Origin of the sequence: Pseudoalteromonas sp. NZS127 (assembly GCF_015864805.1) — a bacterium.
Lineage (GTDB): Bacteria > Pseudomonadota > Gammaproteobacteria > Enterobacterales > Alteromonadaceae > Pseudoalteromonas > Pseudoalteromonas nigrifaciens.
On sequence record NZ_JADYWN010000006.1, the window covers coordinates 1 to 14,818 of the forward strand.

14 protein-coding genes and 1 pseudogene are annotated in these 14,818 nt (G+C 39.3%); 8 read left to right on the plus strand and 7 right to left on the minus strand.

The genetic code is table 11. The features are described 5' to 3' along the window. Positions 1-326: 326 nt before the first annotated feature. The 4 genes from I6E78_RS07485 to cobU all read left to right on the plus strand — a co-directional run bounded on the left by I6E78_RS07485 (position 327) and on the right by cobU (position 3,449). Positions 327-947 carry a histidine phosphatase family protein gene (locus tag I6E78_RS07485; RefSeq protein WP_225741021.1) on the plus strand — a complete coding sequence of 207 codons (621 nt, stop codon included), beginning with the start codon at positions 327-329 and terminating at the stop codon, positions 945-947. A gap of 90 nt (positions 948-1,037) precedes the next feature. Then, positions 1,038-2,099, plus strand: a complete 1,062-nt coding sequence (gene cobT, locus I6E78_RS07490) for a nicotinate-nucleotide--dimethylbenzimidazole phosphoribosyltransferase (protein ID WP_011329622.1) — start codon at positions 1,038-1,040, stop codon at positions 2,097-2,099. Between the two features lies 1 nt (position 2,100). Then, positions 2,101-2,925 carry an adenosylcobinamide-GDP ribazoletransferase gene (locus I6E78_RS07495; RefSeq protein WP_197182231.1) on the plus strand — a complete coding sequence of 275 codons (825 nt, stop codon included), beginning with the start codon at positions 2,101-2,103 and terminating at the stop codon, positions 2,923-2,925. Continuing rightward, complete coding sequence (gene cobU / locus I6E78_RS07500) at positions 2,922-3,449, plus strand: bifunctional adenosylcobinamide kinase/adenosylcobinamide-phosphate guanylyltransferase (protein ID WP_182678602.1); 528 nt, start codon at positions 2,922-2,924, stop codon at positions 3,447-3,449. Before I6E78_RS07495 ends, cobU begins: the two co-directional genes overlap by 4 nt. An 87-nt stretch (positions 3,450-3,536) precedes the next feature. Here cobU and I6E78_RS07505 read toward each other — a convergent pair whose 3' ends face one another. Beyond that, positions 3,537-4,064, minus strand: a complete 528-nt coding sequence (locus tag I6E78_RS07505; protein WP_011329619.1) for a sugar O-acetyltransferase — start codon at positions 4,062-4,064, stop codon at positions 3,537-3,539. A 158-nt stretch (positions 4,065-4,222) separates the two neighbouring features. Between I6E78_RS07505 and I6E78_RS07510 the strand changes: the two genes are divergently transcribed. The 4 genes from I6E78_RS07510 (at position 4,223) to I6E78_RS07525 (ending at position 9,920) form a co-directional block, all read left to right on the plus strand. Then, positions 4,223-4,987 (plus strand): DeoR/GlpR family DNA-binding transcription regulator, encoded by a 765-nt coding sequence (locus I6E78_RS07510; protein ID WP_041454627.1) that lies wholly within the window; start codon positions 4,223-4,225, stop codon positions 4,985-4,987. Between the two features lie 60 nt (positions 4,988-5,047). Beyond that, a complete protein-coding gene (gene glmS, locus I6E78_RS07515) occupies positions 5,048-6,868 on the plus strand; it encodes a glutamine--fructose-6-phosphate transaminase (isomerizing) (RefSeq protein WP_197182232.1) in 1,821 nt (606 codons plus the stop codon). A 198-nt stretch (positions 6,869-7,066) separates the two neighbouring features. Then, a complete protein-coding gene (locus I6E78_RS07520; RefSeq protein WP_197182233.1) occupies positions 7,067-8,443 on the plus strand; it encodes a KAP family P-loop NTPase fold protein in 1,377 nt (458 codons plus the stop codon). Positions 8,444-8,615: 172 nt separating this feature from the next. Beyond that, entirely contained in the window at positions 8,616-9,920 is a 1,305-nt protein-coding gene (locus tag I6E78_RS07525; RefSeq protein WP_089368909.1) for a DEAD/DEAH box helicase, read from the plus strand. Positions 9,921-10,003: 83 nt separating this feature from the next. Here I6E78_RS07525 and I6E78_RS07530 read toward each other — a convergent pair whose 3' ends face one another. From I6E78_RS07530 to I6E78_RS07560, 6 genes and pseudogenes are all read right to left on the minus strand, one after another. Beyond that, entirely contained in the window at positions 10,004-10,249 is a 246-nt protein-coding gene (locus I6E78_RS07530; protein ID WP_172459242.1) for a DUF3297 family protein, read from the minus strand. Between the two features lie 157 nt (positions 10,250-10,406). Then, on the minus strand, positions 10,407-12,656 hold the full coding sequence (gene rnr, locus I6E78_RS07535) for a ribonuclease R (protein ID WP_197182234.1): 2,250 nt from the start codon (positions 12,654-12,656) through the stop codon (positions 10,407-10,409). A gap of 271 nt (positions 12,657-12,927) precedes the next feature. Then, on the minus strand, positions 12,928-13,137 hold the full coding sequence (locus I6E78_RS07540) for a cold-shock protein (RefSeq protein WP_007377377.1): 210 nt from the start codon (positions 13,135-13,137) through the stop codon (positions 12,928-12,930). A gap of 187 nt (positions 13,138-13,324) precedes the next feature. Beyond that, positions 13,325-13,589: pseudogene (locus tag I6E78_RS07550) on the minus strand (cold-shock protein). Between the two features lie 187 nt (positions 13,590-13,776). Beyond that, a complete protein-coding gene (locus I6E78_RS07555) occupies positions 13,777-13,986 on the minus strand; it encodes a cold-shock protein (protein ID WP_011329604.1) in 210 nt (69 codons plus the stop codon). Between the two features lie 187 nt (positions 13,987-14,173). Continuing rightward, positions 14,174-14,383, minus strand: coding sequence for a cold-shock protein (locus I6E78_RS07560; RefSeq protein WP_011329603.1), 210 nt, complete (start codon positions 14,381-14,383; stop codon positions 14,174-14,176). Positions 14,384-14,818 lie beyond the last annotated feature (435 nt).

Consider the following 14,818-nt stretch of genomic DNA (forward strand, 5'->3'; position numbering starts at 1 on the left):
GAAGTGTGGGTGAATAATGTACACAAGTCTCCCGCGTAGGTTGGGCGAGCGTAGCGACACCCGACACTCAAATCATGAAAACATCACCACTAGCCAATGAATGTGGTGCATTTGCACTGTGGCTCTCCACTGCTGTGGGCACCACGACATTCTACTGCGTTGTCGCTACGAAGTAGCGCGCCGACTCCAAATCGAGATAGCCCGATTGAAAATAATCGGTTTTTTTACGTCTGCAGAAAAGTAAAATTCAAGTCATTAATAAGTAAAACTCAAAGATAAAAAAATACTATGCTGATAAACTCAAAGTACATTTATTTTAGACTTGTATGAGCATGACAGCATTTTCTAGCCGAGTTTATTTACTGCGACATGGTGAGCTTACGACTAAAGATGTTTTAGCGGGGCATACCGATTTTATATTGAGTAAAAAAGGGTTTGAGCAGTTAAATATCGCCTGTGGCAGGTTAGCAAATATTGATTTAGTTACCTCATCGTCTTTAAAGCGCTGTAGTGAGTTTGCTCGGCAATTTTGTGATTTTAATAAAATACCACTGAATATAACCGACGATATTAAAGAGTTTAACTTTGGTGATTGGGATGGCCAAAGCTATGATGAACTGTGGCAGCATACTAAAACACCGACAATTGGTGACTTTTGGCAAAGCCCTTGGCTCGTGACGCCACCTAACGGTGAAAGCATGGCTCATTTTTATCAGCGCATAACAACGTGGTGGCAGCAATTATTAGTTAATACTATTTGCCAAGGTACTCGCTCACAACTTGTAATTACGCATGCAGGAGTAATAAAGCAATTACTCGCTATTATTTGTCAGGTGCCAAAACAGTTAAATTATCAAAATATATTTACTGTGGGTTATGGCAAGGTTATTTGTATCGATATATTTTTTGATGAAAATGGCCAAGCTTGGCCTAAAATTATTTTTTAAAAACGCCTGATCCTCTTTTATCACAATGATATCAGTTGTGGGATTTAGCAGTTATCTTTTTACTTTTTTGAAAACGTGAGTTGCTACACAATGTTTAAAATAGCCCCTTTGAATAATCAATTTGACCACCTTATTCACAATAAAATAAATAATAAAACCAAACCCCTAGGGGCACTAGGTCAGCTTGAACTGATTGCATTACAGTTAGTAAAAATACTATCTCAAACGATAAAGAGTGACGTTGAATTTACTGCATTTAAAGCTGAGATTTGTAACCCTACTTTAGTTGTTTTTGCTGGAGATCATGGGATTGCAGCGCAAGGAGTATCAATTGCACCGAGTGAAGTAACTGCACAAATGGTCGCTAACTTTGTCGCTGGCGGCGCTGCTATAAATATATTTTGTCAGCAACTTGGCTGGCAACTTGAGGTTGTTGATTGCGGTATATTAGAAAAAAGCCCTGCTAGCAAGGTACATGATTGCCGACTTGGTAATATAACCGCCCCGCTTAACTTACACATGGCCATGAGCACTGCGCAAGTAAAGCAAGGGTTTAGTAATGCTAAGTCACTGGTTTTACAGCTTAAACAACAAGGCTGTAATACATTGGCTATGGGGGAGATGGGAATTGGCAATACCACGAGTGCCGCAGCTATTATGGCAGCAATATTAAATTTACCTGTGACGCAATGTGTGGGTAGAGGCACTGGCGTGAGTGACGAATTAATTGCGCGTAAAATCAATGTTGTTGAGCAAGCATTACAACTGCATAAGGCCCACTTGGCTGATCCAATAGCGCTGCTTGCTGCAGTGGGTGGCTTTGAAATTGTGCATATTACCGGTGCAATGCTAGCGGCGGCAGAGCAAGGTATGGCCGTTATTGTTGATGGCTTTATTTGTAGTGCTGCGGCTATGGTTGCGATTAAAATTAACCCTATAGTAAAAGAGTATTTAATTTTTGCTCATTGTTCTAATGAACAAGGCCATCAACAAATGTTAAGCAAGCTTGAAGTTAAACCCTTGCTACAATTAGATTTACGCTTAGGTGAAGGCACTGGCGCAGCATTGAGCTTACCTTTGCTACAAGCCGCTCTTGGCTTTTATAACCACATGGCAAGCTTTGCAGATGCCGGTGTTGAGCAGGTTGTATAATATGAGTGACAGTTCACTTTTAGATACCCCAAATAATAAATTACAAACCAAGGTCACGCAGTGGCAGTTAGTATTATTGGCGATTAGCTTTTTAACCCGCATTCCGGTTGCTTTGCGTTTTAATGTTACTAACACCCACCTTAATCAAGCCAGTCGCTATTTTGCATTAGTAGGCTTGTTACTTGGTGGGTTGTTGGCACTTAGTTACTGTGTTTTTCAGCTGTTGTTACCGCCGTCTTTAAGTGTGTTATTAATGATGGCTTTTGGCTTGCTATTAACTGGCGCGTTTCATGAAGATGGCTGGGCTGATGTGTGGGATGGCTTTGGCGGCGGTTGGCAGGTAGAGCAAAAATTAACTATCATGAAAGATAGCCGTTTGGGTACTTATGGAGCTGCGGCATTATTTATAATATTACTGATTAAGTTTCAGAGTCTGGTATTACTTAGTACTTCGCTCACAGCCATTATAACTGCGATATTGCTGGGTCAGTGTTTAAGTCGGGTAATAGCAACCAGTTTAATTATGAGCATGGATTACGTGAGTGAGGATGCCACCTCAAAAGTTAAGCCTATCGCTATGCATTTGTCGTTTAACAGCTTAGCTATTTTAACGCTCACTGCAGTCATTTTATTACTGAGTTTAATTTGCTTAAATATTATTGTATGGCAAACAGCGGTGATTATTATTGTCGTGTTGCTCATTTTACGCAGTGTATTAGTACGCTGGTTTAAGCGCCAGCTAGGTGGTTATACTGGAGATTGTTTAGGCGCGGCGCAGCAGTTATCTGAGGTGGTTATTTACTTAACCTTAGTGGGCTTATTATGAGCAACAACCATGCACTTATTTTAGGTGGTGCCCGCAGTGGTAAAAGTCGTTTTGCAGAACAGTTAGCGATTAAGAGTAATAAATCGGTGATTTATCTGGCCACTGCACAGCCTAATGACGATGAAATGCAAGTACGTATTACGCGCCATCAAAAAGACCGCCCAGCAAACTGGCAATTAGTTGAAGAGCCCATAGCGCTTGCCAAACTACTTAAAGCCCATAGTAAAGCTGATAACTGTATATTGGTAGATTGTTTAACGCTATGGCTTACAAACTGTTTATGCCATAGCGACAAGCATTGCTGGCAAACGCAAAAAGCTGAGTTATTAGCTCAACTTAAAAGCTTACCAGGGCAAGTTATTTTTGTAAGTAACGAAGTGGGGCACGGTATAGTTCCGCTTGGCGAATTAAGCCGTACATTTGTAGACGAATCTGGCTGGTTACACCAAGCATTAGCTGCGCAGGTTTCCCAAGTTGAGTTTATTATGGCGGGTTTAGCGCTTACATTAAAAAATAAACAATAAACCCCTCCCTTAGAAACACACTGCTTAGTTATATATTGTACAACCTGCAGAGTAGGCTTTGTAGGTTGTTTTTAACGAATTACTGCTTCAAATATCTTTAACTTTAACCGCAGGATTTCCAACCACCACGGTGTTGGCAGCCACATTTTTTGTTACTATCGAGCCCGCTCCAATAACGGCGTTATCGCCAATAGTTATTCCAGCTAAAATAATTACGCCTGCACCAACCCATACATTATTACCTATACTAATTGGCTGGCTAAAGTTTTCTTTACTTAATCTTTGCTGCGGATCTAGCGCGTGAGATACAGCTAGCAATTGTACATTAGGGCCTATTAAACAGTCGTTACCAATACTAATGGCCGACTCAGGTAGCGGAGAATCTAAAATGGTGCAGTTAATATTTATAAAGGTACGATCACCAATAATAAGTGTACTACCATAATCGCAGTGAAACCCTGCTTCAATAATTACCTCTTCACCGCAATCAAAAAATAAGCTTTTAATACGCTTTAAATTGCCCTTACTGGGGCTTTTATTAAATAAACGGCAGATATCGCCGGCGAGCTTACGCTGAGTTAAATATTCTTTACTGATACTATTAAATAATTGCATATACTTTACTTTATTCGGCTATTACCCCTAGCTTACCGTATTTTAAGTTTTATTATAATTTGATTAAATTGCTTTATTTTTGCTCGTTCACTTGCCATTTAACTAGTTTCGTTTAAAATTGCGCATCTTTCGAAACGAAACTTAATTGCATATCACTTATGACTAAACGAAACACCCAGCAACGACGTCACAATATATTGGCTCAGGTTAATGAGCTTGGTGAAGTGGTCGTGGAAAAATTAGCTGAGCAGTTTCAAACCTCAGAAGTGACCATTCGAAAAGATTTAACTGCGCTTGAAAAAAGTGGCCTGTTACTGCGCCGTTATGGTGGAGCTATTGCATTACCAAAAGAGATAGTAAGCGATGAGATTGATTCTAAGCGTAAAGTGGCTATAGCCAAGGCTGCAGCCGCACTGATCAAAGATCATAACCGCATTATTATTGATAGCGGGCGCACTACAGCAGCAATGATCCCAGAGCTTGCAAGTAAACAAGGCCTAGTTGTAATGACGAATGCTATTAAAGTTGCTAATCGCTTGCTAGCGCTCGAAAACGAGCCAACATTATTGATGACCGGTGGGACATGGGATCCGCATTCAGAGTCGTTTCAGGGGCAAGTTGCAGAAAGCGTACTATGCTCTTACGACTTTGATCAGCTATTTATTGGTGCCGATGGCATAGACGTAAAGCGCGGTACTACTACCTTTAACGAACTAGTTGGCTTAAGCCAAGTAATGGCAAAAGCAGCACGTGAAGTTATAGTGATGGTTGAATCAGATAAAATTGGCCGAAAAATCCCAAATTTAGAATTACCGTGGCAAATAGTAACCACCTTAATAACCGACAATGGCTTAGCAGACGATAAACGCAAAGCAATTGAGGAATGTGGTGTAAAACTAATTTGTGCAGAGATTATGGAATAGCCCGTTAACTTGAATTCAGGTTATAAGCGGGCAAATATTTAAAAAATTAATGGAGACACTATGTGTGGAATAGTTGGGGCAGTTGCAGAACGTCCAGTAAATAAAATTTTAGTTGAAGGCCTTAAACGCCTTGAGTACCGTGGTTACGATTCAGCAGGCGTAGCACTGCTTGATGGCAACACCCTTAAAACTGTAAAAGCAGTTGGTAAAGTAGTAAACCTAGAATCAGCACTTGAGCAATCAGGTGTTAGCGGCCATACAGGTATTGCACACACTCGCTGGGCTACTCACGGTAGTGTAACTGAAGCCAATGCACATCCACATGTTTCAAGCGGCCAGCTAGCACTAGTACACAATGGTATTATTGAAAATCACGTAAGCTTGCGCGCCGCACTTAAAGGCGACGGTTACGAATTTTTATCAGACACCGACACTGAAGTAATGGTGCATTTAATTCATCAGCTTCGTCAGCAACACAAAACCTTACTCGCATCAGTACAAGCTGCCGTTAAGCAATTTGAAGGTGCATTTGGTACAGTTGTATTTGATAAAGACAACAGCAACGAAATTATTGTAGCGCGCTCAGGCAGCCCACTTGTTATAGGTTTAGGGCTTGGCGAAAACTTTATTGCCTCTGATCAATTGGCACTACTACCGGTTACTCGCAGCTTTATATTTTTAGAAGAAGGCGACGTAGCACGTATTACACGTGACACAGTAGAAATTTTTGATGCCGATGGCAACGCTGTAGAGCGTGAAGTGGTTGAATCAAACATCACTCAAGATGCATCAGGCAAAGGCGATTACCGCCATTACATGCTAAAAGAAATTTACGAGCAGCCACTTGCTGTACGTAATACCCTTGAAGGGCGTTTAAACAACGACCGAGTAGCAATTGACGCTTTTGGCGACAGTGCACAACAAATATTTAAAGATGTAAAACACGTACAAATTATTGCCTGTGGTACGTCTTACCATTCGGGTATGGTTGCACGTTACTGGCTTGAGCAATTTGCAGGCGTAAGCTGTAATGTAGAAATTGCCTCAGAATTTCGCTACCGCCAGTCGTTTGTACACGAAAAAAGCCTACTAGTAACTATTTCACAATCAGGCGAAACAGCCGATACACTTGCTGCACTGCGTTTAGCAAAGCAACAAGGTTACATGGCGTCAATGACCATTTGTAACGTACCTGGCTCATCACTTGTACGCGAATCAGACCTTGCCTTTATGACCAAAGCCGGCGCCGAAATTGGCGTAGCATCTACTAAAGCGTTTACTACGCAATTAGTTGGTTTGTTAATGCTTACTGCGTCTATAGCGCAAGAAAAAGGCTTTGATCAAAGCGCAATTGTTAATGCAATTAAAGTACTACCTGCAAAATTAGAAGAAACTTTACAGCTTGCAGATAGCATTGCCGAGTTAGCAGAAGAGTTTGCCGACAAGCAGCATTCACTATTTTTAGGCCGTGGTTCACAATACCCAATCGCAATGGAAGGCGCGCTTAAGCTTAAAGAAATTTCGTACATTCACGCAGAAGCCTACGCTGCAGGCGAGCTTAAACATGGTCCACTAGCACTAATTGACGCCGACATGCCGATTATTGTTGTAGCACCTAATAACGAACTGCTAGAAAAACTTAAATCAAACGTAGAAGAAGTACGTGCTCGTGGTGGTATTATTTACGTATTCGCAGATAAAGATTCTCACTTTGAATCAGACAACACCATGCGTGTTATCAACGTAAATCACACTGACGATATTATTGCGCCAATTGTTTACACCTTACCATTACAGCTACTGTCGTACTACGTAGCAGTAATTAAAGGCACTGACGTTGACCAACCACGTAACTTAGCTAAATCTGTTACGGTTGAGTAAAAACAAAAGGTTGGTAATTACCTGTTAAAGATCAAAAGGCGCTTAATGCGCCTTTTTTTGTGAATAATTTTAGCCGTGTTTTATTACTGCAAGGTACTTAAATTAAATAACAGTGAAAATAACTTCGTTTGAATACAATGTTTCGTAATCAATGTCTTCATGGCAATATAGCTATAAACAAAATCAGGGAAGATAAAAATGGAACCATGGAATGACGATAAGTTAAATAGAGTTGAAGATGCAAAATATCTAACATCTTACTTACTCAATCGATTTACAGTAAAAAAAGAGGAGCCTTTTGTATTAAATATTGATGCTGAATGGGGATTTGGTAAAACCTATTTCCTTACAAACTGGCAAAGAGATTTAAAAGCTGAAGGATGCGAAGTTGTTTATTTTAATGCTTGGGAGAAGGATTTTACAGATAACCCTTTGCTTGGTTTTATTTCTGCTATTGATAAAGAATTAAGACCCTTTTTTAATAAAAAGGGTAACGAAAGTCAAAAAACTAAATGGAATAAGTTTAAGCTTGCAGCCGCACCGCTACTTTTATCTTTTATAGCAAAAAAATTGACGGGCTATTCACTCGATCAAATAAACGAATTAATTGAGAGTGATGATGAGGAGGATAAAGCTTCTAATATAGATAAAAAAGATACAAATAAATTAGTTGAAGGGTTAACCACTCAAGCAACAAATATTGCTTTAGAGCATCAAGATAGTATTGAAAATAGCATTACTACTTTTAAGATTAATTTAGGGGCGATCGCTAAAAAGGCAGGTAAGGATATAAAGCCAATTTTCATATTCGTAGATGAGTTAGACAGATGTAGACCTAGTTATGCCATTGAACTACTAGAGACAATTAAACATCTATTTCAAATACCGCGCGTTTATTTTGTTGTAGCTACAGCATCCGATCAATTAAGTCATTCAATAAAAGCTATTTATGGTAATGATTTTGAATCTAAAAAGTACCTAAATAGGTTTTTCGATCAAATTTATCATCTACCACCACCAAATCGTTTGTCTTACTCAGAGTATTTATGGAAAACAGAGCTTATTAATGATGATAAGTTAATTGCTGTGCATAAAAATGGTAATGCTTATTTGCTGGCACAAACGGCCATTCTATGTGATGCGGGTTTACGGGATATTGAACAAGCCGTTAAGGTTTTACAAGCTATTCAGCTAACAACTGAAGAAAGGATATATACGTTACCGTTAGTATTTTTAGCTATTCTAAAAATAAGTAAGCCAGAATTATATAAAATTATGATACCAATGTGGAAAGATAAATTTCGAACTAACTCCAGTAAAAATTGGAATATTTTTATTGAAAAAATGAATAATCCTGAATCGAATTTGGGCTCAAAGAAAGCCTCTGAAGGTAAAATTATTAGTATTATAAGTATGTTACTAGGAAAAACCGGAATAAGATCTTCAGAAATTCAACGTGGTACAACAGAGCTTGGCGACATGATCCTATATGATTTTAGCTATAGCCAAAATCGACAGTTTTCAATATTACATTACCCTGAGTTAGTTGAGCGTGCAGGTCGTTTTATATCTTAAAGAAAGGGGTGGAAACAAAAAGTAAGAACAACCAGAGCTATAGTTTATTCATAACTTGCAGCTTACTTTGTGCAGCTGTTACTTAAACCACATTAAAATCACTAACCCCTACTTAATAAGCGTTAAATACGCTAAAATTGCAGGCTAATTTTTAGCAATGAGCCACACCTTTATGACCTCAGCCACAAGCCCTAGCACTTTTAACGAACTTGGCCTTATTCCAGAGCTATTAGCTCGTTTAACCGATTTGGAATATACCCAGCCTACGCCAATTCAAGCTAAGGCTATACCTAGTGTGCTTGCAGGCAGTGACTTAATTGCTGGGGCAAATACAGGCTCAGGTAAAACAGCAACGTTTGCGCTGCCAATGCTACAAAAAATGTTCCTTGAACAAGGTAGTAAAAGCGCAGCCAGCAAAGGTAACTTTGTAACGGGGCTTATTTTAGTACCTACTCGTGAGCTTGCTACTCAAGTAGCCGATAGCGTTAAATCGTATTCTGCTAACTTTAATGGCGCAATTAAAACGATTGCTGTGTTTGGTGGTGTGTCGGTTAATACGCAAATGCAGGCACTTCGTGGTGGCGCTGATATTATAGTGGCAACACCAGGGCGCTTACTCGATTTAATCTCAAGCAATGCTATTAAGCTCGATAAACTAAATACACTTGTGCTTGATGAAGCCGACCGTATGCTAAGCCTTGGCTTTACCGAAGAGCTTGCTGAGTTATTAGCGTTAATGCCTGCTAAAAAACAAACTATGTTATTTTCAGCAACTTTCCCAGAGCAAGTTAAGCTATTAACACAAGATTTATTAAACGACCCTGTTGAAATACAAGTTCAAAGCAAAGACGAAAGCACTTTAGTACAGCGTGTATTTAGCGTTAATAAAGGCGAGAAAACCACTGTTTTAGCGCATTTAATTAAAACCCATAAATGGCGCCAAGCACTGATTTTTGTTAATGCTAAAAAAGATTGTGAACACTTAGCGCAAAAGCTTGAAAAGCGCGGTGTTAATGCACAAGTTTTTCATGGCGATAAAGGCCAAAGTGAACGTACCCGCGTAATAGAAAAGTTTAAAGCAGGCGAAATTGAAGTGCTAATAGCAACTGATATTGCAGCACGTGGTTTAGATATTGAAAAGCTGCCAGTGGTTATTAACTTTAATCTACCACGCAGCCCTGCTGATTATATGCACCGTATTGGCCGCAGCGGCCGTGCAGGTGAAGTGGGTTTAGCGCTTTCATTAGTTGATTATGAAGATTTACATCACTTTAAAATAATTGAGAAGAAAAACAAACTACGTCTTGAGCGCGAGCAAGTGGCAGGCTTTGCAGTGAACCAAGCGAATGTTGATGCCGCACAGGCGCTTAAAAACGAAAAGCCAATGGCAAAACCCGAAGGCACGGGCAAGAAAAAGAACAAAAAAGCAGATCTTGAAGACGATGTTTGGGCTGGTTGGCGAGGTAAATCTAAGTAACCGGAGTTCAAGTTAAGTAATTAGAGTAAACATTGATCTAAAAAGCCGACGTTACGTCGGCTTCTTTGTGCTGCATCAGTATTTTATTTATAAAATACGTCTACAGTACCTTTTACTTTTATAAGTAATGGTTGGCCACGACGATCTAGCGCTTTAGGTGCGGCAACTTTGATCCAGCTTTCGCTGATGCAGTATTCTTCAACGTCAAAACGCTCTTTGCCGTTCAGAGTTACACCAATTTCATGTTCAAATACTTCTTCTACATAAAATTTGCTGCGTGGATTAATCGAAAGTTGGTCTGGTAACTCTGGTTTATTTGTATCAGTCATAATTGTGATCTGCATTGAATAGATAGTGCGCTATTGTAGGCAATACAGGTGTTATGCTCAAGCACGACAACAATAAATGCTAATAAAGTTAGCTATTAAATTTCACAGTTAAGCGCGGCGGTTTAAATTAATAACTAACAGTGCAGCTTGTCTGCAATTAATGAAACGTTAAACTAGCCAGTGAAAAGCTCATTTTACGTTGGCGTAAGTCAATACTTTTTAAGGTCACATTCACACGCTCACCAATAGTAAATTTTTGTTTGCTGTTGCTCCACTGTTGTTTGGCAGCATTAAATACAAACTCACCTTGGCTGAAGCTACTCACTGGCACTAAACCCTCAACGCCTGTGCAGTCTAGCTCAACAAAAAAGCCAGCGCTTGATACACCACTAATAGTGGCGGTAAATGTATCGCCAAGGTATTTTTCCATATAGCTACATTTTAAGGCGCTTTCTACTTCACGGCTAATATCGTTGGCTTTGCGCGATTGTGCTGAGCAATGCAAGCTTAATGTTTCTATACTTTCAAGGTTATAAGGGTATGCCTTTTTAGCTAACTTGCTAACGCTAGACGCTTTATTAGCAAACACATTTAAGAAGCTTATCGCCCGCTGTAAACCATTTTGCTGCTTAGCCTGAATTTTGGCGCGAATTGCACGATGGGTTACTAAATCTGCATAGCGACGAATTGGCGAGGTAAAGTGAGCGTAAGCATCGTATGCTAGGCCAAAGTGACCTTGGTTATTAGCCGAGTATTCGGCTTGCGATTGTGAGCGCAGTAATAAAGTACGGATCACGCTGGCATCGCTGCGCTGACTAATGTTATTTAGTAGTTTATTGTAATCGGCTGGCGTTGGCTTATCACCGCCGCCAAGCTGCAGTCTTTTTTCGGCCAGTAGCGTCCGTAGCGTTTGTAGCTTTTTCTGTTGTGGCCCTGCATGTACTCTAAATAATCCGGGGATTTGGTGTTTATCTAAAAACTGTGCGGTACACACGTTAGCGCACAGCATAAACTCTTCAATCATGCGGTGTGCGTCATTGCGCTCTATTGGCTCAATACTGGTAATTTTTTGATTTTTATTCAGATTAAGCTTGAGCTCTTGCGTATCAAAGTCAATAGCGCCGCGAAGTTTGCGCGCTGCGCTTAAATCTAAATAAAGATAATGCAAATTTTTAATCAGTGGCGACACATCAGCATTCAATTCGGCTAATTGTTTAGCTGAGCTAGAACTAGGTTTAGCGATGACAGCATGTGCTTGTGTGTAGGTTAGCCTTGCATGTGAGTGGATCAGCCCCTCTGTAAAATTAGCTTGAGTCACTTGACCATCTTGGCTAATGGTCATATCACACACTAATACCAGGCGATCTTCATGTGGGTTTAACGAGCACAGGCCATTTGATAATGCTTCTGGCAGCATAGGAACAACTTGTCCCGGGCAATAAATAGAGGTGGCGCGTTGTTGCGCTTCTATATCTAACACATCATTGGGTTTTACATAATGCGACACATCGGCAATAGCGACCAGTAAACGCCAGTTTCCTTGCTCTGTTCTTTCGCAGTATACGGCGTCGTCAAAATCTTTTGCGTCTTCGCCATCAATAGTAACAAACGGAAACAAGCGGTAATCTACACGCGCTAATTTATCTTGCTCGGTTACTTCATTACCAAGTGAACTTGCTTGTGCTAGTAAATCCTTGCTCCAGCTATCTGCAACACCATGACGACGCAGCGCAAGCTTTGTTTCCATACCTGCAGAGTGAGGCAGACCAAGTACTTCGGTTATTTGCACTTGAGTTGCATGGCGAAAAGTAGGGTACTGGGTAATTTTAGTGTTTACATACTGGCCCACACTGGTGTTTGCTAATTGGCACTGCGCTACTTGCACTTTTTGTGGGCATTTTGTGTTATCGGCTACTAGCACGTAGTCTGTGCCTTGGCGCTTTAATATACCGGCTAAATGGGTGGTTTTATGCTCAATAATTTTTATTAATTTATTGTTTGAGCGTTTATGACTAGCGGCTTCTTGTAGTATTTGTACTATATCGCCTTCAAATACGTGAGCTAACTGGTTCTTAGCGATAAATAAATCTTTTTCGCTGGCGCTATAATTAACGAAACCAAAGCCATCTGCATGTAGGGTAATTACACCACTCACAAGTAAGGCTTGATCAATAACTTGGTAACCTTTGTGTTGGCTAAACATAAGTTGGCCATCGCGTTCCATGGCGCGTAAACGCCTTCTGAGGGCTTCTTTTTGCTCAGCATTTTTTAGCTCTAAGGCATGCGCGATTTGTTCACGGTTAAGGTTTTTTTTCATTTTGCCAAAAAGGCTTAAAATAAATTCACGACCCGGGATCGGGTTGTCATAAATTGGTGATGATAATGGTGCGGTTGGGTTCAAATTCATAAAACTCTCTTAAATTCGCCCAGCGCTTTTACTGTGTATCTACAAACTAGGAATATAAAAGACTTAAGATTGATAAAGATAAGGTGGAATAAAGCATAAGGCGAGACTGACTCGAACAGTGAGTCGAAAATAAATTAAGCTGCATAGTACATACTCAATTTTAAATGTTTAGTAATACCAATTACTTAATGTAAGTGGTAAAAAATTAGCTCACAGACAAATTAATTATATGTGAGCTGTTAATACACTAAAGCGTATTATTTAACAGTGTTTATATACAAACAATGTTTTCGGCTTGTGGGCCTTTTTGACCTTGAGTAACAGTAAACTGTACACGTTGGCCTTCAGCTAAAGTTTTGAAACCGTCGCCTGAAATTGCACTGAAATGTGCAAACACGTCTGCGCCAGATTCTTGCTCGATAAAGCCAAAACCTTTTGCTTCGTTAAACCATTTTACTGAACCAGTAGTTGTATTAGACATAACATGTATCCTAAAAAATTAATATAAGTGTGCCTGAAAAGAGGCGATTGAGCCGGAAAAAATAGTTAACTTGAGGATAACGCGTAGGATTATTACTAAAACAACTCGGTACTAACAAATAAAACAGAACTTCTTTCAAACTAGTATTCTAAATGGGTTATTGCTAACCCATTAAATTGTTATGCAATTAGATGCAAACAATGTTTTCGGCTTGTGGGCCTTTTTGACCTTGAGTAACAGTAAACTGTACACGTTGGCCTTCAGCTAAAGTTTTGAAACCGTCGCNGAGTAACAGTAAACTGTACACGTTGGCCTTCAGCTAAAGTTTTGAAACCGTCGCCAGAGATTGCACTGAAATGTGCAAACACGTCTGCGCCAGATTCTTGCTCGATAAAGCCAAAACCTTTTGCTTCGTTAAACCATTTTACTGAACCAGTAGTTGTATTAGACATAATGTGTATCCTAAAAAATTAATATAAGTGTGCCTGAAAAGAGGCGATTGAGCCGGAAAAAATAGTTAACTTGAGGATAACGCGTAGGATTATTACTAAAACAACTCGGTACTAACAAATATAACAGAACTTCTTTCAAACTAGTATTCTAAATGGGTTATTGCTAACCCATTAAATTGTTATGCAATTAGATGCAAACAATGTTTTCGGCTTGTGGGCCTTTTTGACCTTGAGTAACAGTAAACTGTACACGTTGGCCTTCAGCTAAAGTTTTGAAACCGTCGCTAACAATAGCACTAAAGTGTGCAAACACGTCTGCGCCAGATTCTTGCTCGATAAAGCCAAAACCTTTTGCTTCGTTAAACCATTTTACTGAACCAGTAGTTGTATTAGACATAATATGTATCCTAAAAAATTAATATAAGTGTGCCTGAAAAGAGGCGATTGAGCCGGAAAAAATAGTTAACTTGAGGATATCGCGTAGGATTATTACTAAAACAACTCGGTACTAACAAATAAAACAAAACTTCTTTCAAACTAGTATTCTAAATGGGTTATTGCTAACCCATTAAATTGTTATGCAATTAGATACAAACAATGTTTTCGGCTTGTGGGCCTTTTTGACCTTGAGTAACAGTAAACTGTACACGTTGGCCTTCAGCTAAAGTTTTGAAACCGTCGCCTGAAATTGCGCTGAAATGTGCAAAAACGTCTGCGCCAGATTCTTGCTCGATAAAACCAAAACCTTTTGCTTCGTTAAAAAATTTTACTGTACCAGTTGTAGTATTAGACATAATAGTATCCTAAGAATTAATAAAAGTGTGCCTTAAAATAGGCAATTTAACAGGGAGAAAACAAGCATATAACTGAGGATAACGCGCAGGATTATTACTAATAACAACGTGGTACTTACAAATAAGCTGGGTTTTCAATCAACCCGATGCAGGCATGTTAGAGTAAGTTAAAACATGTAGCAAGCTTTATATAATTAAAAGTTATATAAAACGGCATGATTATTTTATATCCTTTTGTAAATTAAGGATTTTATTTTTTAACTTTGTTTTGCATTTTTAATGTGTTTTGATTTTATAGTAGTTACATTCATAAATTTAGTCATTTAACTTTCATAAAAATTACCTTTATTAGTCATATCTATTTTTTATAGTGCAGCGGTTGATCTTTTTGTGGTCACACATTTTTTAAAAAATAATCACTAAATAATGGGAATT

Coding starts and splice junctions, on each gene's coding strand:
- I6E78_RS07485 (WP_225741021.1), top strand. CDS start 327: ATGAGCATGACAGCATTTTCTAGCCGAGTTTATTTACTGCGACATGGT.
- cobT (WP_011329622.1), top strand. CDS start 1,038: ATGTTTAAAATAGCCCCTTTGAATAATCAATTTGACCACCTTATTCAC.
- I6E78_RS07495 (WP_197182231.1), top strand. CDS start 2,101: ATGAGTGACAGTTCACTTTTAGATACCCCAAATAATAAATTACAAACC.
- cobU (WP_182678602.1), top strand. CDS start 2,922: ATGAGCAACAACCATGCACTTATTTTAGGTGGTGCCCGCAGTGGTAAA.
- I6E78_RS07505 (WP_011329619.1), bottom strand. CDS start 4,064: ATGCAATTATTTAATAGTATCAGTAAAGAATATTTAACTCAGCGTAAG.
- I6E78_RS07510 (WP_041454627.1), top strand. CDS start 4,223: ATGACTAAACGAAACACCCAGCAACGACGTCACAATATATTGGCTCAG.
- glmS (WP_197182232.1), top strand. CDS start 5,048: ATGTGTGGAATAGTTGGGGCAGTTGCAGAACGTCCAGTAAATAAAATT.
- I6E78_RS07520 (WP_197182233.1), top strand. CDS start 7,067: ATGGAACCATGGAATGACGATAAGTTAAATAGAGTTGAAGATGCAAAA.
- I6E78_RS07525 (WP_089368909.1), top strand. CDS start 8,616: ATGACCTCAGCCACAAGCCCTAGCACTTTTAACGAACTTGGCCTTATT.
- I6E78_RS07530 (WP_172459242.1), bottom strand. CDS start 10,249: ATGACTGATACAAATAAACCAGAGTTACCAGACCAACTTTCGATTAAT.
- rnr (WP_197182234.1), bottom strand. CDS start 12,656: ATGAATTTGAACCCAACCGCACCATTATCATCACCAATTTATGACAAC.
- I6E78_RS07540 (WP_007377377.1), bottom strand. CDS start 13,137: ATGTCTAATACAACTACTGGTTCAGTAAAATGGTTTAACGAAGCAAAA.
- I6E78_RS07555 (WP_011329604.1), bottom strand. CDS start 13,986: ATGTCTAATACAACTACTGGTTCAGTAAAATGGTTTAACGAAGCAAAA.
- I6E78_RS07560 (WP_011329603.1), bottom strand. CDS start 14,383: ATGTCTAATACTACAACTGGTACAGTAAAATTTTTTAACGAAGCAAAA.